At 36.2% G+C, this 21641-nt stretch carries 23 protein-coding genes; 19 read left to right on the forward strand and 4 right to left on the reverse strand.

Annotation, left to right across the window (positions count from 1 at the left end; genetic code table 11):
- Positions 1 to 71: 71 nt before the first annotated feature.
- Entirely contained in the window at positions 72 to 1877 is a 1806-nt protein-coding gene (locus IGJ55_RS01285; RefSeq protein ID WP_207120181.1) for a M3 family oligoendopeptidase, read from the reverse strand.
- 154 nt (positions 1878 to 2031) lie between these two features.
- On the opposite strand from IGJ55_RS01285, the gene IGJ55_RS01290 reads away from it, so the two are divergent.
- The 6 genes from IGJ55_RS01290 to IGJ55_RS01315 all read left to right on the forward strand — a co-directional run bounded on the left by IGJ55_RS01290 (position 2032) and on the right by IGJ55_RS01315 (position 5341).
- A complete protein-coding gene (locus IGJ55_RS01290; RefSeq protein WP_069639233.1) occupies positions 2032 to 2496 on the forward strand; it encodes a VanZ family protein in 465 nt (154 codons plus the stop codon).
- A gap of 191 nt (positions 2497 to 2687) precedes the next feature.
- Positions 2688 to 3080, forward strand: a complete 393-nt coding sequence (locus IGJ55_RS01295; protein ID WP_069639208.1) for a YxeA family protein — start codon at positions 2688 to 2690, stop codon at positions 3078 to 3080.
- A gap of 79 nt (positions 3081 to 3159) precedes the next feature.
- Positions 3160 to 3369 carry a hypothetical protein gene (locus IGJ55_RS01300; protein WP_069639209.1) on the forward strand — a complete coding sequence of 70 codons (210 nt, stop codon included), beginning with the start codon at positions 3160 to 3162 and terminating at the stop codon, positions 3367 to 3369.
- Between the two features lie 204 nt (positions 3370 to 3573).
- Complete coding sequence (locus IGJ55_RS01305; RefSeq protein WP_069639210.1) at positions 3574 to 4311, forward strand: YebC/PmpR family DNA-binding transcriptional regulator; 738 nt, start codon at positions 3574 to 3576, stop codon at positions 4309 to 4311.
- 70 nt (positions 4312 to 4381) lie between these two features.
- Complete coding sequence (locus IGJ55_RS01310; protein ID WP_069639211.1) at positions 4382 to 4918, forward strand: GyrI-like domain-containing protein; 537 nt, start codon at positions 4382 to 4384, stop codon at positions 4916 to 4918.
- Positions 4919 to 4942: 24 nt separating this feature from the next.
- The gene (locus IGJ55_RS01315) at positions 4943 to 5341 is read left to right on the forward strand and encodes a DUF1801 domain-containing protein (protein ID WP_069639212.1); all 399 of its coding nucleotides are present in this window, start codon (positions 4943 to 4945) and stop codon (positions 5339 to 5341) included.
- 37 nt (positions 5342 to 5378) lie between these two features.
- Here the strand turns inward: IGJ55_RS01315 and IGJ55_RS01320 are convergent, their stop codons facing one another.
- The 3 genes from IGJ55_RS01320 to IGJ55_RS01330 form a co-directional block, all read right to left on the reverse strand.
- Positions 5379 to 6326 (reverse strand): LacI family DNA-binding transcriptional regulator, encoded by a 948-nt coding sequence (locus tag IGJ55_RS01320; protein WP_069639213.1) that lies wholly within the window; start codon positions 6324 to 6326, stop codon positions 5379 to 5381.
- Positions 6327 to 6344: 18 nt separating this feature from the next.
- Complete coding sequence (locus IGJ55_RS01325) at positions 6345 to 6635, reverse strand: hypothetical protein (RefSeq protein WP_069639214.1); 291 nt, start codon at positions 6633 to 6635, stop codon at positions 6345 to 6347.
- Between the two features lie 81 nt (positions 6636 to 6716).
- Positions 6717 to 7655, reverse strand: a complete 939-nt coding sequence (locus IGJ55_RS01330) for a 1-phosphofructokinase family hexose kinase (protein ID WP_207120180.1) — start codon at positions 7653 to 7655, stop codon at positions 6717 to 6719.
- Between the two features lie 191 nt (positions 7656 to 7846).
- On the opposite strand from IGJ55_RS01330, the gene IGJ55_RS01335 reads away from it, so the two are divergent.
- From IGJ55_RS01335 to IGJ55_RS01395, 13 genes are all read left to right on the forward strand, one after another.
- Positions 7847 to 8614, forward strand: a complete 768-nt coding sequence (locus tag IGJ55_RS01335; RefSeq protein WP_069639234.1) for a DeoR/GlpR family DNA-binding transcription regulator — start codon at positions 7847 to 7849, stop codon at positions 8612 to 8614.
- A 16-nt stretch (positions 8615 to 8630) separates the two neighbouring features.
- Positions 8631 to 9074, forward strand: a complete 444-nt coding sequence (locus IGJ55_RS01340; protein ID WP_069639216.1) for a PTS sugar transporter subunit IIA — start codon at positions 8631 to 8633, stop codon at positions 9072 to 9074.
- Positions 9075 to 9092: 18 nt separating this feature from the next.
- Positions 9093 to 9371: a PTS galactitol transporter subunit IIB gene (gatB, locus tag IGJ55_RS01345; RefSeq protein ID WP_069639217.1), complete on the forward strand. Its 279-nt coding sequence runs from the start codon at positions 9093 to 9095 to the stop codon at positions 9369 to 9371.
- A 15-nt stretch (positions 9372 to 9386) separates the two neighbouring features.
- Positions 9387 to 10742 carry a PTS galactitol transporter subunit IIC gene (locus IGJ55_RS01350; protein ID WP_069639218.1) on the forward strand — a complete coding sequence of 452 codons (1356 nt, stop codon included), beginning with the start codon at positions 9387 to 9389 and terminating at the stop codon, positions 10740 to 10742.
- A 1-nt stretch (position 10743) separates the two neighbouring features.
- Positions 10744 to 11784: a galactitol-1-phosphate 5-dehydrogenase gene (locus IGJ55_RS01355; RefSeq protein WP_069639219.1), complete on the forward strand. Its 1041-nt coding sequence runs from the start codon at positions 10744 to 10746 to the stop codon at positions 11782 to 11784.
- 10 nt (positions 11785 to 11794) lie between these two features.
- On the forward strand, positions 11795 to 12790 hold the full coding sequence (lacD, locus tag IGJ55_RS01360; RefSeq protein WP_069639220.1) for a tagatose-bisphosphate aldolase: 996 nt from the start codon (positions 11795 to 11797) through the stop codon (positions 12788 to 12790).
- 510 nt (positions 12791 to 13300) lie between these two features.
- Positions 13301 to 14413 carry an alanine dehydrogenase gene (ald, locus tag IGJ55_RS01365; RefSeq protein WP_069639221.1) on the forward strand — a complete coding sequence of 371 codons (1113 nt, stop codon included), beginning with the start codon at positions 13301 to 13303 and terminating at the stop codon, positions 14411 to 14413.
- A 28-nt stretch (positions 14414 to 14441) separates the two neighbouring features.
- Positions 14442 to 15518: a M42 family metallopeptidase gene (locus tag IGJ55_RS01370; protein ID WP_207120353.1), complete on the forward strand. Its 1077-nt coding sequence runs from the start codon at positions 14442 to 14444 to the stop codon at positions 15516 to 15518.
- A 31-nt stretch (positions 15519 to 15549) separates the two neighbouring features.
- Positions 15550 to 17181 (forward strand): peptide ABC transporter substrate-binding protein, encoded by a 1632-nt coding sequence (locus IGJ55_RS01375; protein ID WP_422851584.1) that lies wholly within the window; start codon positions 15550 to 15552, stop codon positions 17179 to 17181.
- 200 nt (positions 17182 to 17381) lie between these two features.
- Entirely contained in the window at positions 17382 to 17876 is a 495-nt protein-coding gene (locus tag IGJ55_RS01380; protein WP_069639223.1) for a DUF1456 family protein, read from the forward strand.
- 115 nt (positions 17877 to 17991) lie between these two features.
- Positions 17992 to 18909: a helix-turn-helix transcriptional regulator gene (locus IGJ55_RS01385; RefSeq protein ID WP_069639224.1), complete on the forward strand. Its 918-nt coding sequence runs from the start codon at positions 17992 to 17994 to the stop codon at positions 18907 to 18909.
- A 528-nt stretch (positions 18910 to 19437) separates the two neighbouring features.
- The gene (locus IGJ55_RS01390) at positions 19438 to 20538 is read left to right on the forward strand and encodes a tyrosine-type recombinase/integrase (protein WP_430607160.1); all 1101 of its coding nucleotides are present in this window, start codon (positions 19438 to 19440) and stop codon (positions 20536 to 20538) included.
- Between the two features lie 358 nt (positions 20539 to 20896).
- On the forward strand, positions 20897 to 21613 hold the full coding sequence (locus tag IGJ55_RS01395; protein ID WP_430607161.1) for a winged helix-turn-helix transcriptional regulator: 717 nt from the start codon (positions 20897 to 20899) through the stop codon (positions 21611 to 21613).
- Positions 21614 to 21641: the final 28 nt, after the last annotated feature.

A 21641-nucleotide genomic window follows, 5' to 3' on the forward strand; every position in this document is an offset into this window, starting at 1 on the left:
GCTGTCTGATTCTTTTTTTACATGTAAATTAAAAGAAGTTTCAACGGAAAATACGTTGAAACTTCTTATTACTATTTAATATATTCTTCTGTTAAGTCCATAAACTCATTCACATCTTTAATTACTTGGTCGATCCCTGCTTGCCAAAAATCTGGTTTGGTTAAATCAACTCCTAGATGTTTTTTAGCTAAATCTTCTGAAGTCATTGACGCAGTATCACGAAGCAAGGCAATATATTGATCTTCAAAATCACTACCTTGTTCATTTGCGTATGCATAAATCCCCATACTGAATAAATAACCAAATGTATAAGGGAAGTTATAAAACGGTACATCGTCAATAAAGAAATGCAATTTACTTGCCCAAAAATGTGGGTGGTAAGTTCCTAAGCTGTTTTGGTAGCTTTCTTGTTGCGCTTCAAGCATCAACTCAGTTATTTCATCCTCACTAAGCAATCCTTTTTGACGAGCTTCATAAAAGTTATTTTCGAATATAAAACGAGAATGGATATTCATAAACATTGCGATCGCATTTTGCATTTTAGTATCCAATAAATTAATTTTTTCTTCTGCTGTCTCAGCTTCTTTTAAGGTAGCATCAGCCACAATCAATTCTGCGAAGGTACTAGCTGTTTCAGCAACGTTCATCGCATATTCCCGATCAAGTGACGGCAAATCCCACATCACGCTGCTATGGAACGCATGACCCAATTCATGAGCTAAGGTTGCGACTTCATTGATTGAATTACCAAAAGTCATAAAGATCCTGGATTCTTTTGTTTCAGGAAGTTCGGTACAATATCCTCCTGGACGTTTGTCTGGACGATCTTCAGCTTCGATCCAGCTTTTTTCAAAAGCCTCTTTAGCGAATGTAGCCATCTTAGGACTGAACTTTTCAAAGTTTTCTAAAATAAAAGCAGCAGCTTCATCAAAGCTATAAGATTTTTCCTTTAAATCGCCTAAAATAATCGGTGCATCTTGATCCTGCCAATCCATTTTTTCTTTTCCAAATAGTTGTGCTTTGCGAGTTAAAAAGTCGATAAAAGGTTGTTTATTTTTTTGAATCGTTGCCCACATAACGTCAAGTGTTTCTTTTTGCATCCGATTATAATTTAGTGGCTTTTCTAAGAAATCAGTAACGCCATGTAATTTATAATCGCTTAAACGAAAACCATCTAAGTGATTTAAGGTATCCGCTAATAGAGGAGCTTTTTCACTCCAAGCCTTTTCCCATTCGTGGAATAGTGTTGCACGAACCTCTGGATTTGGGTCACTCATCATTCGATTGAACGCTTGACCAGCTGAAAGCTCAGTGATTTGTCCAGCTTCTTCAAAAGGGATGGTAATACTAGCAACAATAGTATCATAATGGCTGCTCCAAGCATTTAATCCATCTAAAGACAAGGTATTGATAATGTTCTCTTCTTGCTCTGACAATAATCGCAAACCATCACGACGAATTTCATTTAAACGAAAAGCGATTGATTTGAAGACAGGTAAAGTAGTAAGGGATTGCCAATTATCCTCAGAAATTTCGGTCAACTTTTTAGTGAAAATAGTTTCTGCAAGCTGAATGGCTGGTAATAAAGAAAAGAGATCACCAGATAAAATTTTAGCCTTTTTATCTTTTGTATCAGCAGATGATAGCGCGTTGATAAAGCTGCTGCATTGAGAGAAACCATCTGAGATTTCTCCTTGCAAGGCTAAAATTTGTTGTAATTCCTGATAATCAGCATCATTTTCTGGTGCCCATTTCTCGATACTTTGATGATAGTGTTTACTTTGTTCTTTTAGCTTAGTTAGTCGTTGTTCCAATTGTACTGAGTGGCTGCCGCCAGGAAAAATGCTATCTAAATCCCAAACAAGCGAATACGTCATAAATGATTCCTTCTTTCTTTAATCTATACCTTCTAGTATATCATAAGAAAAAAGATTGAGTGATTGTTTACTTTAACCAAAAAGGCTACTATAATAAAACAGACGAGGTGACAAATTGAAAAAACAGTTGAAAAATAGTAATTTTTATATATTTATGGCATTTTTGATCATGGCGGTTCTATTTTATAGCTCTTCTCAAACCTATGAACAACAATCCCAAGTTGGATTACTAGATAAGTTATTGGGCAACCAACCATTTAAAGAGCAGTTAAAAGGCATTTCATTCGGCTATGCTGGAAGCGAAGTGAGTATTCAGGCGAGGGGCTATGCAAAATTTGTGGAATTCTTTATCCGTAAAGGGGCTCATTTTGGTACCTATTTTTTATTAGGTGGTAGTTGGTTTATCGGACTGAATATGAAAATCAAACAGCCACTCTTAATAGCTGTGGTAGCATGGCTTACAGCAACAGGATATGCTGGTTTAGATGAATACCACCAAATGTTGACAGGTGGTCGTACCCCTTTATTTCAAGATGTGATGCTAGATTCTATAGGAGCACTTACAGCAGTTGTTCTTTGTTTGCTAGTGATTGGAATCAAAAAAATGCGGAAAAAATAAAGATTAATGCTTGAATTTTACTATTATTGAGAAAAAAAGTGTTTGCGCTATAGCTTACAATGGTATAGCACAAACACTTTTTTTAATTTAATTCAAAAATCAGCCTTAAGCTGGATGAAAATCACCTAAAAAAATTCTATTATGATAAATAGAATGAATAAAAATGACGATGAAAGGAGTGTCGAGAGATAATGAAACGTTTCTGTAAATCAATCATTGCGACAATCCTTGTCTTGGCAGTCATAATCATTGGTCTTAGAATTTATACATACAATAATACATCATCGGCTGCGGCAATCGTAGATCGTTTTAATCCTCTTGTCAAAACGGAAGTTCTTTATACTAAAACAACGAATAAGTATGACTATAAATTCCCAGATGCCGTTAGTAAAATAGAGAACTTTGCTTATATACAATCCTGTTACACTAAAAATGGTGACATACGAAAACTAGAATATATTTCATTCGGCAAACAACTTACTCCTGAAAAATTTTTGAAAATAACGGCTAAAGGCCAAAGTGTACTAGATTGGGAAGAAGTAAATGAACAGCAACTACCAGAAAAAGTTTTACCATTATTGTAGTAAAATGAAAAAACTCTTATAAATAAGCTAACCAAATTTAAAAGATATTGCTCTATACTGAAAATGGGGAGTGATAGTCATGGAAAAGATGGAGATCAAGAAATCTATAGCAAGAGATACAGGGACGATAGCTAGCTTGGGAATGTTTGCCTATCGGATTTTTCCTGATACAAAAAGCGTGAATATTCAGCTACTAAACGGTGAGCAAGAAGAGCGGACTGTTCCATTGAAAACAGGCGAAACATTTTTTTTGCGGGGCTTGGAGCTTTGTCTAGAGCTAATTGACTGAACGAGATAATGGAGGGGAAATAAAAGCGAACGGGCTTTGTTTCCCCTCCATTTTGTATAAATGTAATATTGAAAAAACAGAGCAAGCTGTTGATCGATTCGCCGAAAATCTGAGTAAGGGTTGCAACTATTAAGAAGCATAGTAAAATAGAAGGTAAATAAGCATAGCTCACATGCTAGGCTTTACTATGAGGAGGAACAATGAATGGCAGGTCACAGTAAATGGAAAAATATTCAAGGTAGGAAAAATGCCCAAGATGCTAAACGAGGCAAAATTTTTCAAAAATTATCAAGAGAAATCTATATGGCGGCTAAAGCAGGCGGTGTTGACCCAGCAACGAATGCAGCACTGAGATTGGTAATGGATAAAGCGAAGGCGGCCAATATGCCAAATGATAATATTGATCGTGCACTCAAAAAGGCAAGCAATGTCGGAGAAAATGAGCATTATGATGAAATCACTTATGAAGGTTATGGACCTGCCGGTGTGGCGATTCTTGTTTATGCATTGACAGACAATCGCAATCGAACTGCAACCAATGTCCGGGTTGCCTTTACTAGAAATGGCGGCTCTCTAGGTGAAACGGGTTCTGTTAGTTATATGTTTGATCGGAAAGGGTATATCGCAATTGAACGTGCAAATTTATCTGTAGATGAAGATACGATGTTTGAAAATGTACTGGAAGCAGGAGCAGAGGATCTAGAAACTTCTGAAGAGGTATTTGAGATTTATACAGCGCCGGAGGATTTTACGATGGTCCGGGACACGCTTGAAGAAGAAGGCTATACCTTAGCACAAGCAGAATTAACAATGGTTCCACAGACTTTAGTTGAGTTAGATGCTGATCAACAAGCACAATTGCAAGTCTTGATCGACAAATTAGAAGAAGATGATGATGTATCGGAAGTATATACCTCAGCGGATATGTCATTATTTAATTGAAAAATAATGACAGACAGTTGTCATCCTTTTCGTGGTAATCTATAGCCATCAAGTGAATGGAGATGTGAGGATGGATTATCGAATTGAAGCGAAAGAAGCATGGACTGTCGCAGGTTATGCAAAAGAAATATCCAAAGTGGAAGGGAAAGAGGATTTTTTTGGAATTTCTCGTTTTTGGTCAGGTTTGACAGAAGAAGAAATCAATCAGTTGATGTCTGTGACAGATGGAACTATCCAAGGATTACTTGGTGTTTCAGACAGTAATCAAGAAAAACAAGAGCGCTTTAATTACCTGATAGCAACGAGGAAAAGTGATAAAAGAACAGCTGCGAGTAGCCTAGAACTTATCCAAATTCCTAAATCTGACTGGGCAATAGTTGAATGTGTTGGTGCAATTTCAGCGGGTGTTACTGCTCTGGATGACAAACAATCTGTTAAGCCTAATGCGTTGATGCAATTAAAAGTCAAAACAAGTGTGCCTTGGGAAATGGGTGGGAGCATTGAGAACACTCAGATGCCAAGAATAGAGTTTTATCCATTGGGGGATATGACGGCTGAGGAATACAAGTGTGAATTATGGATTCCTATCAAGACAGAGAAAAGATAAGTTATTCAAAAAAAGAGGGATGAAATGAAAACAATAATAGATAGCAATGTGGCAAATGTTTTTGAAGGATATCCTGAACGCTACCGTCAACCGTTATTACAAATCAGAGAATTGATTTTCAGCACAGCAGCAAGTCTGAACGCTGTCGGTGAGGTTGAAGAAAGCTTAAAATGGAATCAACCTTCATATGCAACAACAATAACGAAATCTGGGAGCCCAATTCGTATCGATCGTTTTGGTGCTGAAAAAATTGCTTTATTCTTTCATTGTCAAACAACCTTGGTGGAAGAATTCCGTGCTTTGTTTGGAGAAGGATTAGAATTCTCCAAAAATCGAGCGATTGTTCTTGATCCTGATAAAGAACTTCCAATCAATGAATTGGCTTTTTGTATTGAACAGGCGCTAATGTATCATAAAAGGTAAATGAAACGAAAAAAATAACCCGAAAGAAAACTGATTTTTAGTTTTGTCTCGGGCTTTTTTTATGTCGTTTAATAAATGTATAAGGAATAGAGACCGTTCTGATTTTTCCTTCTAGTAATAGCTGAAAAGCTGCTTCTCCGCATTTATCAATATGGTGGTCAATCGTAGAAAAATTTAATAATTGGCTAGAGAGTAAGTTTTCTTCACCGATTACTATTACTTTTTCTTGAGAAAGCTGTTGTAAAATCCCAGCGGCTACATCATCCCCATTTGTAACGATCACTTCAAGATCTTTTAACTTTGCAAAATGAATCCCAGCTTGGATCCCATCTTCAAAGGAACGACAGTTTCTAACAAGCATAGTTTCTTTTAAGCTGCCGATAACCTCTTTATAAGAGCGTAAAATTAAACCTGTGCTGGCACTTTCCTTTTCTGTTCGTCCAACCGTTAAGCCAATAGTGCGGTAACCTTGTTTTTTCAAGTTGGTGAACAGATCAATATAAGACTCTTCACGTTTGATTGACACACAGGCAATTGGAAAATCAGCTGTATCTTCACAACAAACGATCGGTGCATGTTTAAGATAGCTTGCAATTTGTTCAAAGGAGCTTTTTTTTGATGTGATGATCATCCCATCCCACGCTTTTGCGGCTAAATCATCTAAATAACGCTTCTCCACCTCAAGATCATAATTTGTAGGTAAAAGTGTTACTTTATAGCCATCACGAAAAGCGGCGTTCAAAATGCCACTGACGATTTTCTCAGAATAAGGATGATTGGCATACGGAATCATGACAGCAATGTGTTTTGACTTTCCACTACTTAAATCCCGCGCTTTGCTATTCGGGATATAGTCAAGTTCATGCATAATCTTTAAAATTTTTGCTCGTTTTTCTTCAGAGACATACGGATGCTCATTTAAAACACGTGAAACTGTCGCAACAGAATAGCCAGATAGCTTGGCAATATCACGAATATTTGCCATAAACGACTCCTTTCCAAACTAGTAATTAGCACTTAAAGGTCGTAGGATGTACTTTAAAAAAGGCATCAGATGATTGCCATAATCAAGAAAGTGATAATGTTCTTTTTTATAATCAAAACAGACAAAATCAAGCTCGCCTTCTTTACCAAAGGTCAGTCCTTCTATTTCAGCCAATTTTACTGCTTTATCGATTGGTTTGCAATAGTTATTCAGACTTCGAATAACCAGTACGTCATCCCAACTTGTTAAAGAAACAAAGTAGTAATCAAGTCCTAAATGATCTGTCAACTCAAGCATACCATTCATCATAATGTGACTCCTCCTGTCTTTGTTTCAACTATAAAGTATGAAACGCGTATCAGGTCAAGAGGTATTGTCTAATTTAGTTTGTTACAAATTATTTATAACAATTTCTTGTTCAAACCGATCAATATCAATTTGCTTCATTTCTGGAAACCAATTTAACACATTTGCTGTTGAATAGCTAATGGCTTTTTTTAAGACATCAAGGTCATCTAGTTGCTCTAATGTGAGATATTTCACCAATCCACCTAGAAAAAAATCTCCGCAGGCAATTGGATTTTTAGCTTTTACAGGCGGTAGTGAAAGATGATAGATTTTTTGATTTAGCTTTGCAATAACACCTTTGGCGCCAAGTGTGATAATAAAATATGGAATAGCAGCTGCTGTTTTTGACTTCAGAAAATCAGCATAATCTTCTAATTCAGTAAAAGTATGATCCGGGACTAAATCAACTAATTCTTCATCATTGATTTTGATAACATCAGGATTTTTGTGAAATGCTTCAACTAAAGCGGATCCACTAGTATCAATAAAAAAACGAACGTCTTGACCCTTTAACTGTTCTTGAATTTGGGCAATATAATCATCAGGCATTCCTTTCATCAGAGAACCAGAAAAAACAACAGTATCTTTAGGCTGGATAGCCTTCAGTAGTTGTTGGGTAAATTTATTCAATAAAAGCGCATCTAACACGAAGCTATTTTCGTAAATAGGATAAATTTTATTGGCTGTTGTATCTACAATAATAGAGCAACATCGTGTATTGCGATCTACCTCGATTGTCTCTAACTGGATGTCTCTTGTTGAGGCGAGTTCTTTTAAATAGTTCCCATTTCGCCCACCTAAAATTGTATGGATACAATAAGGAACCATTCCTTCTTCAAAGTCCAAAGCATAAGCAACGTTAAAACTCTTACCACCTGCAAATTCTTTGACTTTGTAGGGTCGGTTGGGCGTATCAGCAGTGAAATTCTCTATCAATAATGTACGATCGATCGCTGGATTTGGGCAAATCAAATGAATCATTATCATCATCTCCTTTAATTTACTGAAATAATAGCATCAAAAGCAAAAATAATCAACAAAACTTTTGCTTTATGTTAGATAAAGCAAAGTTTGTGAAGTTAAAGCAAAATAAAAGCAAAAAAAGTGTTGCATTTTTATTTGCAGATGCTATTATTATGTTAACGATTACAAAGAGTTTAGGAGGCCAAAAGATGAATGCACAAGAAAGAAAAGACTACATCTTAGACATTTTAAAAAAGAATCATTCTGTTAAAATTTTGAAGTTAAGTAAAGAATTACGTGTGACAAGAGAAACCATTCGCAAAGATCTATATGAATTAGAAAAAGAAGGCTTAATCAAGAAAATCCATGGTGGGGCCGTTCTGGATAGCTCTAACCAAGAAACAGATTATGAACGCCGTAAAGGAGAGTATCAAGAAGAAAAAACAGCGATTGCAAAGCAAGCAGCGAAACATATCGAAGAGGGCGACACAATTTATTTAGACTATGGAACGACTACTTTAGCATTAGCCAAAGAAATCATGAATTTTAAAAATATTACAGTCATCACAAATACAATTCCGATTATCAACCTACTGTTACATAGTGAAGATATCAACCTTTTGATACCAGGAGGAATGTTACGTAAAAATGAGGACTCACTATATGGACCATTTGCTTCAAATAACTTGCAAAATATTTTTGTAGATATTGGGTTTTTTGGTTGTGGCGGTATTGATGATGAGGTGGGTATTACGAATCATCATATGGGAGAAACAATGATTTCTAAAGAAATGATCCACCACAGTCAAACTTCGATTATTTTAGCGGATCACAGCAAATTTGGCAGTATTGCGTTTAATCGCACTGCTATGTTTGATGAGATAGATATTATTATTACAGATGAAGACTTATCTTCAGAAACGTATGAAAAAATCAGTCAGAAAGGAGTCGAAATTTATTGTGCAGACGATGAATAGAAAGGAGGGAAGCAAAGTGCAGGAGCCATTGTTATATCATCAGTTGTCTGTTAGGACCCAGCAAGAGTTATTTGAAAAACTAAGTACAGAATTAGAAACACAAGGAATCGTTCAACACTCTTTTTTAGGAGCATTGATTGAAAGAGAGGCTGAATTTCCAACAGGATTGCCATTAAAAATCGGGGTGGCGATTCCACATACAGATGGTACTTACGTCAATGAAGATCGTTTAGTGTTTGCTACGTTGGAACGTCCGATTCCATTTAACGAAATGGGTGGAGATGAAGAAGATGTAATTGACGTATCAGTTGTTATCATGCTAGCGATCAAAGAAGGGAAAAAACACTTATCGATCCTGCAAAAACTGATTGAATCAATCCAAAAAGAAGGATTTGTTGAAAAATTAGCACAAGCAGAAGATACGAATAAAATGAAAACAATTATTTCTGCGTATTTATAAATGAAAGGTGGATTTATTATGAAAAAAGTCATTGTTGCTTGTGGTGGTGCAATCGCAACATCAACCGTTGCGGCAAACAAAATCAGAGAATTAGCTAAAAAAGAGAACATCCCAGTAGAAGTTGTTCAATGTCGTGTGAGTGAGTTGGATAGTAAAAAAGAAGGCGTGGATCTAATCGTAACGACAGCCAAGGTTAGAAAAGATTATGGTGTCCCAGTTGTACATGGTGTAGCGTTTGTTTCTGGTATAAATATTGAAGGCACAGAAAATAAAATACTAGACATATTAAAACAATAAGAAAGGAGTACTAATATGGCGATTATTCAATATATTGTCGATCTTGGCGCAAGTGTGATGCTTCCGATCGTGATTATGATATTGGGGTTGTTATTGGGTCAAGGAATCGGTAAATCGCTGCGCTCAGGCATTACGATTGGCATTGGCTTTGTCGGAATCGGTTTAGTGATTTCATTGCTAACAGATAATTTGGGTGCCGCGGCTGAAGCGATGGCCAAAAATTTTAATTTGGGATTAAATGTTGTCGATTTAGGTTGGCCAGGCACATCACCCATGGCTTGGGGCTCTGATTTAGGTTTGATTGCGATCCCTATAGCAATTGTAGTCAACATAATTATGTTGGTTTTCAACATGACAAAAGTTGTAAACGTTGACATTTGGAATATTTGGCATATGGCTTTTACAGGAGCAATCGTTCAAGTTGCGACAGGTAATTTTTATCTAGGCATTTTAGGTGTGGTCGTTCATGCGGTGATCGCTTACAAATTAGGAGATATGTTTGGTCAAGTAACGGATGATTATTTTGGATTAGAAGGAATCTCGATTCCTCATGGTTCATCCGCTTACATGGGCGTTTTTGCAGCACCGATCGATGATTTAATTGAAAAAATTCCTGGGGTCAACAAAATCAATATTACTTCTGAGAAAATCGAAGAAAAACTCGGTGTGCTTGGACAACCAACGATCGTCGGAGCCGTTCTTGGTTTTATCATTGGACTATTAGCAAAATATTCAGTGGCTGATTCATTACAATTAGCAATACAAATGGCAGCGGTCATGGTGTTGATGCCGATGGTCGTAAAACTGATTATGGAAGGTCTTATTCCTATTTCAGAAGCGGCTCGCAAATTATTAGATAAACATTTTAAAGGTAGTGAGTTAAAAATCGGTTTAGATCCAGCTTTATTGTTAGGTGATTCTCAAGTTATTGCCGCAAGCCTGCTTTTTGTACCATTAACGATCTTGATAGCTGTGATCGTACCAGGTAATCAAGTATTACCATTTGGAGACTTAGCAACAATGGGCTTTTTCATTGCAATAGCTGTTGGTGTGCATAAAGGAAATCTCTTTAGAACATTGATTTCTGGTTCGGTGATCATGTATGTCACAATTTGGATTTCAAATCAAATGATCAATCTGCAAACACAGCTTGGACAAAACGTTGGTTTGGTTGCTCAAGGAGAACGTGTTTCTTCTTTAGATCAGGCAGGTAGCCCGATTACTTATCTGTTAGCAAAAGGAATCACCTTAGAAACTGGGTTTGGATTCTTTGTCATTTTCTTTGTTTATATCACTTGTTTTGTTTATACATTCATCAAATACAAAAGACAAACGCTCTATATTGAAATAGATGGAGAAGGAGTGGAGTAATTTGAGAGCATTAGCAGTTGTTGGACAGGCTCAGATGATTCTACGTGAATTAGAAAAGCCTCAACTTAAAACAGATAAAGTCTTGATAAAGGTTGCTTATTGCGGTATTTGTGGTTCGGATTTACCGAGGTATTTTGAAGGTGGTGTACATGCATTTCCACAAGTTTTAGGACATGAATTTTCAGGTGTTATTGAAGCAGTAGGGTCAGAGGTGACTGATTTTGTTAAAGGGGACCGAGTGGCTGTTGCACCGCTTATTCCTTGTGGTACATGTGAAGCCTGTCAAAAAGGTGAGCCGGCAATGTGTACGCACTATAGCTTTATAGGGTCTAGAGAACAAGGAGCGATAGCTGATTATATTTCAGTGCCAGCAAGAAACTGTATAAAAGTACCCGCTAGTTTGTCTTTAAAAGAAGCCGCATTATTAGAACCATTAACAGTAGCAATTCATGGAATTGAGCGAGTAACACTTCATGCTGGAGTAAGTGTGATGGTTTTAGGAGCTGGAACGATAGGCTTATTAACACTGTTGGCCTTACGCGCAAAAGGTGTAGGCAATATAATAGTTGTTGATCTGAATGAAAAAAAATTAACAATAGCTAAAACAATCGGCGCAGATCATTTAGTTAATCCTAATGATTGTTCACTAGAAGAATATTTTGAAACCCATGAATTACCGGAAGTGGTGATTGAAACAGCAGGTAGTGCAATTACTCAAGTTCAAGCAGTTCGCTTTGTTCAAAAAAAGGGGAAAGTTAGCTATGTTGGAACTAGTACAAAGGAAGTGGTCTTTACCCCAAATGATTTTGAGAAGATCTTACGTGGTGAATTAGAAATAACAGGTTCTTGGATGTCGTATTCAGCACCATTTCCAGGTTATGAGTGGACAGCAGGTCTACGTTACATGGAGAAAAAAGAAATCGACGTGAATCCTTTAATTACAGGTGTCTATTCTTTAGAGGATCAAGCAATACCATTTGAAGAAATGAGAAAAAAGGAATCGGAACAAGTAAAAGTATTATACGAAATCCATCCAGAATGAGAGGATATATATGAAGAAAATCAGTCAGAAAAAATATGAAGCATTACAACGAGTATCAAACGAATTTGGTATTATTAGTGCTTTGGCAATTGATCAACGAGGTGCATTAAAGAAAATGATCGAGAAATATCAGCAAGAGACTGCAAACGCAGAACAAATCAGTCAGTTCAAAACACTTGTTTCAAAAGAATTGACCCCATATGCTTCTTCTATTCTTTTAGATCCAGAATATGGCTTACCTGCTGCAAAAGAACGAGCGGAAACAGCAGGTCTATTATTAGCTTATGAAAAAACAGGTTACGATACTGCTAAGCCTGGTCGGTTACCAGATATTTTAAAGGAATGGTCAGTAAAACGCTTGAAAGAAGCGGGAGCAGATGCGTGTAAGTTTTTACTCTATTATGATGTTGATGAGGAGAAGGCAATCAACGAAGAAAAACACATTTTTATCGAAAGAATTGGTTCAGAATGTTTAGCAGAAGAGTTACCATTTTTCTTAGAAGTGATTTCTTATGACGCAGGTGGGCTTGATCCAAATTCAATAGAGTATGCAAAAATCAAACCGCATAAGGTCAATAAAATGATGAAGGAATTTTCAAAAGATCGTTATAATGTAGATGTTTTAAAAGTAGAAGTGCCAGTGAATATGAATTATGTTGAAGGCTATGGGCTAAAAACTTGTTATACACAAGAAGCAGCAATGGCTCACTTTAAAGAGCAAAGTCAAGCAACTGCATTACCCTTTATTTTTCTCAGCGCTGGAGTAAGCGCGAACTTATTCCAAGAAACGCTACAATTTGCGGCTAACGCAAAATCCACTTTTAACGGTGTTTTATGCGGAAGAGCAACTTGGGCAAATGGTGTAGAACCATTTATCAATAATGGTGAAGCTGTAGCAAAAGACTGGCTGAATGCTGATGGACGTCAGAATATCAGTCAACTAAATAAAGTGTTACAATCCACAGCCACTTCTTGGCATAACAAAATCGAAAAAAACGAGGTATAAGATAGACAGTAGTCCAAACTCTCACACCTGAACGATGTTTATCTCAACCTCAGCTTTGTCTTTACTATACAATAAAAAAAGATAATTATAAAGAAAATAAAAAGCAAGGTGGATTTTTTACCTCGCTTTTTATTTATCAGTCAATAAGTCCTAGCGAGTATATTCAAAAAACAAGAGAGACCTTCTTTCAAAAAAAAGAATAAGCGAAATAACCGATTTATCATTGCTTTCCTTAGTACTTAAGGCCCAATAAGTAGTTTAAAAAAACTATAGAGCTTATAACACAAGGAGCAAAGAAGAGGGCAAAGTTGAGGTTGGCTAATAAAAAATGTCTAAAATAAACCGAATCATGGTTTATTTTAGACATTTTTTATAAAGAAAAGATTAAAAAAGTAAGAGGAAATAAAATTTTTTTCTATGTATTGCAGATAAACTTTCATTAAACTATAATCTAGATAAGTAGCTTATAGAATAAAAAGATAAGCAATGAGTTAGAAAGGGTCCTGAACAATGAAAATTGGCATTCCAAAAGAAATAAAAAATGGCGAAAATCGTGTAGCATTACCAGCTTCAGGGGTTTTAGATTTGATTAGAAACGGACATGAAGTATTTGTTGAAACCAATGCTGGTTTAGGTGCATCTATCCGTGATGAAGAATATCAAGCAGTTGGTGCTAGAATTGTAAGCTCGGCCAAAGAGGCTTGGGCACAAGAATTAGTTTTAAAAGTAAAAGAACCATTAAAAGAAGAGTATGAATACTTAAGAGAAGATTTGACTTTATTCACTTACCTTCATTTAGCTGCGAATAAGCCACTAGCGGAAGAGCTGATGAAGCGTAAAACGAAAACGCTTGCTTATGAAAGTGTTCAATTATCTAACGGTGAATTACCATTATTGGCGCCAATGAGTGAAATAGCTGGCCGTTTAGCAGCGCAGATTGGTGCCCAATTTTTAGAAAAAGTTCCTACAGGAAAAGGGATCTTGCTCGGTGGTGTGCCAGGTGTAAAAAAAGGCAAAGTAACAATCATCGGTGGTGGGATTTCTGGTTGTAATGCAGCGAAAATCGCTTTAGGTCTTGGTGCTGACGTTACGATTTTAGATGTAAATATCAAGAAATTACAAGAAATCGATAATCAATTCAATGGCGCAATCAAGACACTAGTTTCGAATCATTTCAATATCCAAGAAGCAGTGAAAGAAGCGGACCTTGTAATCGGAGCAGTCCTGATTCCTGGTCGTAAGGCACCGGTTTTGGTCACAGAAGAAATGGTTGTCTCAATGCCGGAACATTCAGTGATTATTGATATTGCAATCGATCAAGGTGGTATTTTTGAAACGATCGACGAAGTAACAACGCATCAATATCCGACCTATGTTAAACATGATGTAATCCATTATGCTGTGGCGAACATGCCGGGCGCGGTTCCTCAAACAGCAACGTTTGCTTTAGCGAATGCGACCTTACAATATATAGTAGAGCTAGCCAATCACGGATTTGAACAAGCTGCGGAACAAAACCCCGCTTTACGTTCAGGTATAAATACACTAAACGGAGCACTGACAAATCAGGCAGTTGCGATAGATTTAGACTTACCATATTCATCTATTCAAACTGTTTTATAATGAACTATTCAAGGAGGATGTCCTACAAATGATAAAGAAAGAGTCACTACATTTAATTGAACGCTTATCAAATGCTTCTGGTGTTTCGGGATTTGAAGATGATGTTGTCGCTATAGCCAAAGAATTTTCAGACTCGTTTGCACAAGTGACAGAGGACCATATTCGCAATGTTTATATGAAAGTTGGTGAGCAAAAAGCAGATAAGCCAACGATTGTTTTCGATGCTCATAGTGATGAAGTTGGCTTCATCGTTCAAGCAATCAAACCAAATGGAACCTTGCGCTTTTTACCTTTAGGTGGTTGGGTACCTAATACTGTGCCTGCTCATCGCGTACGAATCAAGACCGCACAGGGCAAAGAAATTCCTGGAATTATTGCCAGCAAACCACCGCATTTTATGACAGATGCTGAACGAAAAGAAGTTCAAACAATTGATGACATGGTGATCGATGTGGGTTGTACAAGTGCTCAAGAAGTTGTCGATAAGTTGAATATTGCAATCGGAGATCCAGTCATTCCGGATGTAACGTTTGAATATCTGGAAGCGACAGATGTGATGTTAGGAAAAGCGTTTGACTGCCGAATTGGTTGTGCTTGTTTACTAGAAACCCTAAGCGAGCTCTCTAAAAAAGAATCCGCATTCAATTTGATTGGAACCATGACCGCTCAAGAAGAGGTCGGTGAGCGAGGCGCAACTGTTGCAATGAATAATGTGAAACCAGATCTGGCCATCGTTTTTGAAGGCTGTCCAGCAGATGACACATTTTCAGAAGAATACATGATTCAATCTGGGTTAAAACGTGGTCCAATGCTCAGAAATTTTGATGTCTCGATGATTACAAATCCACGCTTTCAGCGTTTTGCCAAAGAGGTAGCTGACAAGTACGATTTGCCAATGCAAAGCTCCGTTAGAAAAGGCGGCGGAACAAATGGTGCAATCATTAATTTAACCAATAAAGGAGTACCAGCTATCGTAATTGGTGTTCCTGTCCGTTATGCACATACCCATTATGGCTATGTGGCTTATGAAGATTATCAAACAGCACAGCAATTAGCAGTCGCTATCGTGAATGAATTAACAGCAGACATGATCGACAGCTTTTAATAATAGAAAAGAAATTAGGGGGAATCGTAAAATGAACATGAAAAAATGGGCATTCACAACGGTTGCTGCAGGTGCATTAGTTTTCGCACTTGCTGCATGTAATTCAGGGAGTAAGAAAGAAGAGTCGACTGGAGAGACAAAACAAGTATTAAAAGTAATTGAAAGTGCTGAATTGCCTACGATGGATATTTCACAAGCGACAGACGTTGTTAGTTTTTCTGCAATCAGTCAAGTGATGGAAGGGTTGTATGAATTTGCAGATGACAGTACTTCGGCACCCGCAATCGCTACAGAAGTTGTGTCTCCAACCAATGATGGAAAAACTTATACATTCAAATTACGTGAGGACGCAAAATGGAGTAATGGCGATCCAGTAACAGCGAATGACTTTGTTTATTCATGGAAACGGACGGTCGATCCAAAAACTGGTTCAGAATATGCCTATTTATTTGATGGCTTTGAAAACTATCAAGCAATCTCTAAAGGCGAAAAACCAGCTGCTGATCTAGGCGTTAAAGCAGTTGATGATTATACATTAGAAATCAATTTAGAATACCCGATTCCATATTTATCTTCTCTTTTAGCAAAACCAACATTTTATCCATTGAATGAAAAATTTGTCGAAGAAAAAGGCAAAGATTATGGGACAAATAGCGACAACATGATCTATAATGGTGCATTTACACTTGCTGATTGGGATGGCACAAGCATTACTTGGAATTATGTAAAAAATGACAAGTATAGAGATGCCGACAACGTTAAATTAGACGAAGTCAATGTTCAAGTAAGTAAAGAAATTGGTACGAATGTTAACTTGTTTAAAGCAGGTGAAACAGATGTTGCGCCAATCAAAGGGGAATATGTCGACCAAGAAAAAGAAAACCCAGAATTGGTTACGCGTATTTATCCATCAACATCCTACTTACAATACAATACTGAAAACAAAGTATTCGCGAATAAAAATGCGCGAAATGCCATCACTAAATTAATCAACTCAGATCAAATCGCTAAAAATATTCTAAAAGATGGTTCAATGGCTATTGAAGCATTTGTGCCTAAAGGAATTAACAACCAAGAAACCGGGAAAGATTTTGCTGAAGAAGCAGGCGCTTTAATGAAGACAGATATCGAAGGCGGCAAAAAACTTTGGGAAGAGGCTAAGAAAGAATTAGGCGTTGACTCAGCTGCGATTACACTATTGACATCAGATACAGATTCAGCGAAAAAATTATCTGAATACGTTCAAGGCTTATTGACAGAAAACCTAAGTGGTCTAAAAGTAACGATTTCAAGTGTACCATTTAAAAACCGTTTAGATCAAATGAGCAAAGGGGATTTCGATGTTGTTTTAGCCGGTTGGGCAGCAACATATGCTGATCCATATGACTTCTTACAATTGTTTAGAACAGGCGGAGAACAAAACTATGGTAAATTCAGCAACGAAGAGTTTGATAAATTATTAAAAGAATCAGCAACAACCTATGCCACTGAAAATGAAAAACGTTGGGATACATTATTAGATGCACAAAAAGTATTGATGGATAATTCACCAGTTACACCATTATACCAAGCATCAGAGGCATTCTTAGTGAATGATCGTGTAGAAGGATTAGTGTATCGTGCCATTGGCGCACCTTACTATAAAAATGTGTCAGTTAAGTAATTAGAGACAAAAGGAACAGCTTGAAAAGTCAATTTTCAAGCTGTTTTTTGTCTCTAATTAAATGAGGTGATCGATTATGGATCAATCTAAACTATCTATAATAAGTGAAAATGACCACTCAAATAAAAAATAAATAGATGCATTCTTTCAAAGAAAGCTTTATACTAAAGAAATGATGATATAGGTTCTGGAGGAGAAAAATGAATAATAACGATATACTCATTCGCTTGCGCTATGCATTGGATATTAAAGACACGGATATGATCAAGATTTTCAAACTAGGTGATCTTGACATCACTAGGGATGAACTGAGAACATTATTAACGAAACAAAATGAAGAAGAGGAACTTCCCCGAGATGCTGTGTGTAGTAATCGAACATTAGAGTCATTTCTAAATGGCTTGATTACCTTCAAAAGAGGCAAACCGCCTGTTAAAAATGGGGTAGCACCTAAACCAACTTTCCTAATCAATAGTCAAAGCAATGTTAACAATGTATTGTTGAAGAAAGTCAAAATTGCCCTAACTTTAACAAGTGACGACATGCTGGATGTATTAAGACTTGCGGGCGTCTATGCTTCTGATAGTGAATTAAGTGCCATTCTTAGAAAAGAAGGTCATCGGAATTATAAAGAATGTGGTGACCGTTACGCAAGAAACTTTCTAAAAGGGTTAGCGATCAGATATCGAGAATAAGCGATCCAACTAAAGCAAAATAATAATTATTGGGATAAATCTAGGGGAATTAACGCTAGCTTTGTCCCTTTTTTAATAGCTAAGCAGTAGATAAAAATTTACAGGAGAAAATCATATGAAAAAAATTGAACGAATACTCGCAATAATCGTCTTACTTTTAGATCACGACCTCATTTCGACTGCTCAATTAGCAGACCGCTTTAAGGTAACTAAAAGAACGATTTTTAGAGATATTGAAACCATTGAATTAGCAGGATTTCCGATTATTTCCCATCCAGGTCGTAATGGTGGTTTTGCTTTAATGAACTCATTTAAACTACGAACATATACTTATAGTACAACAGAAAAGCAGGATATTCTTAATGCGTTAGAAGTCAAAGAAGGCTTGTTTGGCACTTTTGATCAACAGAATATGATCAAAGAAAAAATTACGCTGTTACAAGCTGATTCGAATCAGGGCAATCACTGGAGGTCGCATTTTTCATTTGATTCACCAACGATGCATCGTCCGGAAATTGAGGTCCAAACGAAAGAAAAAATCAATACCATCAATCGTGCCTTGCAGCAAAATAAAAAGCTAGTGATTGATTATATAGATAATAAAGGTGAGTGGACAGAAAGGGTGATTCATCCTTATGAACTGATGTTGTTGAATGGAAGCTGGTATATCTACTCGTATTGTGAGGAGCGCGAAGCGTTTAGATATTTTAAAGTGACTAGAATCCGGTGCTTAAGGATACAAGAAGCCACGTTTACAAGCATCACGCCTCCGAATAAAAGACGCCTTGAAGTGAACGAAGAGCTGATTCATTTACGTTTTAGAAAAAAAGATTTAGGAAAGCTTTATGATTACTATACTGAAAATGAAATAGAAGTGACAGATAGTCACGTTGATGTGAGGATCTATGCTAACCAGCAAAAAACAATTCTGCCATTTTTACTGATGTTTGGTAATGGTGTTAAAGTGATTGCACCTGCTGAATTACAGGAAATACACCAGCAAGAAATAGTTAAATTGAGCAAAACGTATTAAAGATCGCTTAGATGAGTGAATTAAATAATAATCAAACCTTAGTATTGTTCGTTTTTATCTCAAATAATGCAAGGTTTTTTTTAGTTGTTAAAATTAAGGAAAAAATTGCGTTTAACATAGTCAGTCAGTTAAAATATTTTTTTGAAACGGAAAAAGATAATTATTATTTTTTTTTGAATCATTTCGTATAAAAAAGTTGATAAAAAAAGGAAAATGAAAAAGGTATAAATGTAGTATTATCACAAAAAAACACTTCTTGTTTTTCGATAAAACAAGAAGTGTTTGTTATAAATTCCAATTTTTTTCTCTATCTAAATCTATTCTATTGGTTTGTAAATGATAAATCAATAGTCAAATGGATAAAAAAACGATATAAACTTTCAATTTTTTGTAGAAAAAATGAAAAAAATGAGAATTCTAAAGAAATAGTTTACTTTTATGGGGCAGAATAAAGAATTGAGCGAATAATCGGTTATTTTTTACCGCCGTCAGATTCGCCGTCAATAATATAGGAAGGATTTGATTTTTTTGGCCAAAGGAGAGAATATTTATAAACGAAAAGATGGACGATGGGAGGGGAGATACCCTAAAGCAAGAAAAATAGATGGAACGATTCACTATGGCTATATTTATGCTCGTTCTTATCGTTCAGTAAAAGAACAATTATTTGATAAAAAAGTACAGAAAACAAGCAGTTACACTGGGGCAAATAAAGAATTTTATGGAACATTTGGGGAGTGGGCCAATCTTTGGTTAACGGAGATTATGGCACCAACAATAAAAGAAAGTACGTATGCTAGTTACACTAACAAGCTTCAATTATATGTCTTACCTAGCTTAGAACACTACACCTTAAAAAAAATCACAGCAGCTGATATGGATAAGCTAGTTAAAAAGTTAACCGAATCATTAGCTGCAAGTTCGATTCATATTGTATTTCGTATTGTAAAAAGCTGTCTAGAAGCGGCGAAAGAGCGAGGATACATTTACTTAAATCCCTGTGAACGGATCATCTTGCCTAAAATTGATAAACCCAAAGTTCGTGCATTAAATCGTGTGCAACAAAAGGCGGTAGAAGTTGAGTCTATGAAGTCGATCAAAGGATTACCCATCCTATTAGCCTTAGAAACAGGAATGCGTGTTGGCGAAAGTTGTGCTTTGAAGTGGGAAGATATTGATTTTGAATCCTCAGTACTAAAAGTTCAGCGAACAAAACAACGAATTGCTCTCCCAACTATTTCAGGTCAAAAGACGAAAATTATTGAAACAAAACCTAAAACGACCAATGCAAATCGAATTATACCACTTTCTGAAAAGGTGAAAAATGCCTTGAAACAATTGAAAAATCAAACAGTTTCGGATTATGTTGTGACGAATCAAGGTCAGCCGATTGAACCTAGGACGGTAAGTTATCGTTTTGAAAAGATCAAGAAAATAATTGGGTTAGATGATGTGTCTTTTCATGCGCTCCGCCATACTTTTGCTACTCGTTGTGTAGAATTAGGCGTCAATATCGCTGCAATTAGTTCATTATTAGGACATTCATCAATAAAGCTAACGCTAGATACCTATACAAACTCATTCTTAGAAGAACAAAGAGCAGCAATCGCTAAGTTAGGGTCTCTATGACCTTTTTCATTTTTTAAAAATCTACCTAGATATAAGATGCCCTTTTTTTATTTCATAACAGATGTTACATAATATTGTTTTTTTAAAATGTTTTTCTCATATGCTGAATTTCATTTTTTTGAGATCGTTTCTTTTTTTTATTTTTATCCGCCGTCAAATTAGCCGTCAGAATAAAGATTTAAATAGTGATATTAAAGCATAAAAATCACTTTTTCTTGTTTTATCGAAAAACAAGAAATATTTACGAGCATAAAATATCCATTTTAAATAGTATAAAAACTATTTTATAATACTGCAAATATATTGGTTGTGATCAGGAAAAATGAATAAAACATAGAATATGAAGGAGAGAAAGGACATGTACAATATTGGCGTTGTTTCGTCTAATCCCGAAATAGAGAACACTACATACATAAAGGCGTTGAAAGAGTCAGAATACAATGTTCACTACTTGAAAGAAAAACACAAATGGGAAAGGCAAACTTGCGAGTTAGATGCACTTATCATTGAAGAAGAGGAATCAGACAATCAAATGAGTCTAATTTGTGAATCTATAATAAAGATTCGTGAACAAACTTCTGCTTTAGTATGGGTTTTATCTCAAAATACAGATAAATCTACAAGAATCGTCTACCTGAAATTGGGAGCAGATGCAATTATCGATACTTCGATTGATTCAGAAGAGCTTGTTTTATTAATTAAAGGTCATTTGAAGCGTTACTCTGAAAAAAAACAAAGAGGACTTAAAGTTTATGAAGAGACTCCGCTTCAAGAATCCGATGTACCTAAGAAGATCGAACTTGTTCACTCTAATTTTAGCGTGTTATTAAACGGCAGCCAAGAAGTAAATTTGACGAAACTTGAATTTCGAACGATTGAACTATTAAGTAATCATGTTGGGCAGGCTCTGACCTATGAGGAGATTTATAAAAATGTTTGGGATGGTGGAGATGAAGACAAACAATACCGAGTGGCGAACATCATTTATCATCTACGTAGGAAAATCGAAAATGAAGATCATGCGAATGGATACATTAAAACAATTCGCTCAAAAGGGTATATGTTGATGAATTGATCGCAGCATAAACCGTAAAAATATTATG

Origin of the sequence: Enterococcus sp. AZ170 (assembly GCF_050545135.1) — a bacterium.
Taxonomy (GTDB): Bacteria; Bacillota; Bacilli; order Lactobacillales; family Enterococcaceae; genus Enterococcus_L; species Enterococcus_L ureilyticus.

What these genes read in the sequence shown, in the direction of transcription:
- IGJ55_RS01300 (WP_069639209.1), top strand. Translation starts at nt 3,160, where the DNA reads ATGGAAAAGATGGAGATCAAGAAATCTATAGCAAGAGATACAGGGACG.
- IGJ55_RS01310 (WP_069639211.1), top strand. Translation starts at nt 4,382, where the DNA reads ATGGATTATCGAATTGAAGCGAAAGAAGCATGGACTGTCGCAGGTTAT.
- IGJ55_RS01395 (WP_430607161.1), top strand. Translation starts at nt 20,897, where the DNA reads ATGTACAATATTGGCGTTGTTTCGTCTAATCCCGAAATAGAGAACACT.
- IGJ55_RS01350 (WP_069639218.1), top strand. Translation starts at nt 9,387, where the DNA reads ATGGCGATTATTCAATATATTGTCGATCTTGGCGCAAGTGTGATGCTT.
- IGJ55_RS01370 (WP_207120353.1), top strand. Translation starts at nt 14,442, where the DNA reads ATGATAAAGAAAGAGTCACTACATTTAATTGAACGCTTATCAAATGCT.
- IGJ55_RS01375 (WP_422851584.1), top strand. Translation starts at nt 15,550, where the DNA reads ATGAACATGAAAAAATGGGCATTCACAACGGTTGCTGCAGGTGCATTA.
- IGJ55_RS01385 (WP_069639224.1), top strand. Translation starts at nt 17,992, where the DNA reads ATGAAAAAAATTGAACGAATACTCGCAATAATCGTCTTACTTTTAGAT.
- IGJ55_RS01315 (WP_069639212.1), top strand. Translation starts at nt 4,943, where the DNA reads ATGAAAACAATAATAGATAGCAATGTGGCAAATGTTTTTGAAGGATAT.
- IGJ55_RS01335 (WP_069639234.1), top strand. Translation starts at nt 7,847, where the DNA reads ATGAATGCACAAGAAAGAAAAGACTACATCTTAGACATTTTAAAAAAG.
- IGJ55_RS01320 (WP_069639213.1), bottom strand. Translation starts at nt 6,326, where the DNA reads ATGGCAAATATTCGTGATATTGCCAAGCTATCTGGCTATTCTGTTGCG.
- IGJ55_RS01290 (WP_069639233.1), top strand. Translation starts at nt 2,032, where the DNA reads ATGGCATTTTTGATCATGGCGGTTCTATTTTATAGCTCTTCTCAAACC.
- gatB (WP_069639217.1), top strand. Translation starts at nt 9,093, where the DNA reads ATGAAAAAAGTCATTGTTGCTTGTGGTGGTGCAATCGCAACATCAACC.
- IGJ55_RS01305 (WP_069639210.1), top strand. Translation starts at nt 3,574, where the DNA reads ATGGCAGGTCACAGTAAATGGAAAAATATTCAAGGTAGGAAAAATGCC.
- IGJ55_RS01285 (WP_207120181.1), bottom strand. Translation starts at nt 1,877, where the DNA reads ATGACGTATTCGCTTGTTTGGGATTTAGATAGCATTTTTCCTGGCGGC.
- IGJ55_RS01295 (WP_069639208.1), top strand. Translation starts at nt 2,688, where the DNA reads ATGAAACGTTTCTGTAAATCAATCATTGCGACAATCCTTGTCTTGGCA.
- ald (WP_069639221.1), top strand. Translation starts at nt 13,301, where the DNA reads ATGAAAATTGGCATTCCAAAAGAAATAAAAAATGGCGAAAATCGTGTA.
- IGJ55_RS01325 (WP_069639214.1), bottom strand. Translation starts at nt 6,635, where the DNA reads ATGATGAATGGTATGCTTGAGTTGACAGATCATTTAGGACTTGATTAC.
- IGJ55_RS01330 (WP_207120180.1), bottom strand. Translation starts at nt 7,655, where the DNA reads ATGATTCATTTGATTTGCCCAAATCCAGCGATCGATCGTACATTATTG.
- lacD (WP_069639220.1), top strand. Translation starts at nt 11,795, where the DNA reads ATGAAGAAAATCAGTCAGAAAAAATATGAAGCATTACAACGAGTATCA.
- IGJ55_RS01380 (WP_069639223.1), top strand. Translation starts at nt 17,382, where the DNA reads ATGAATAATAACGATATACTCATTCGCTTGCGCTATGCATTGGATATT.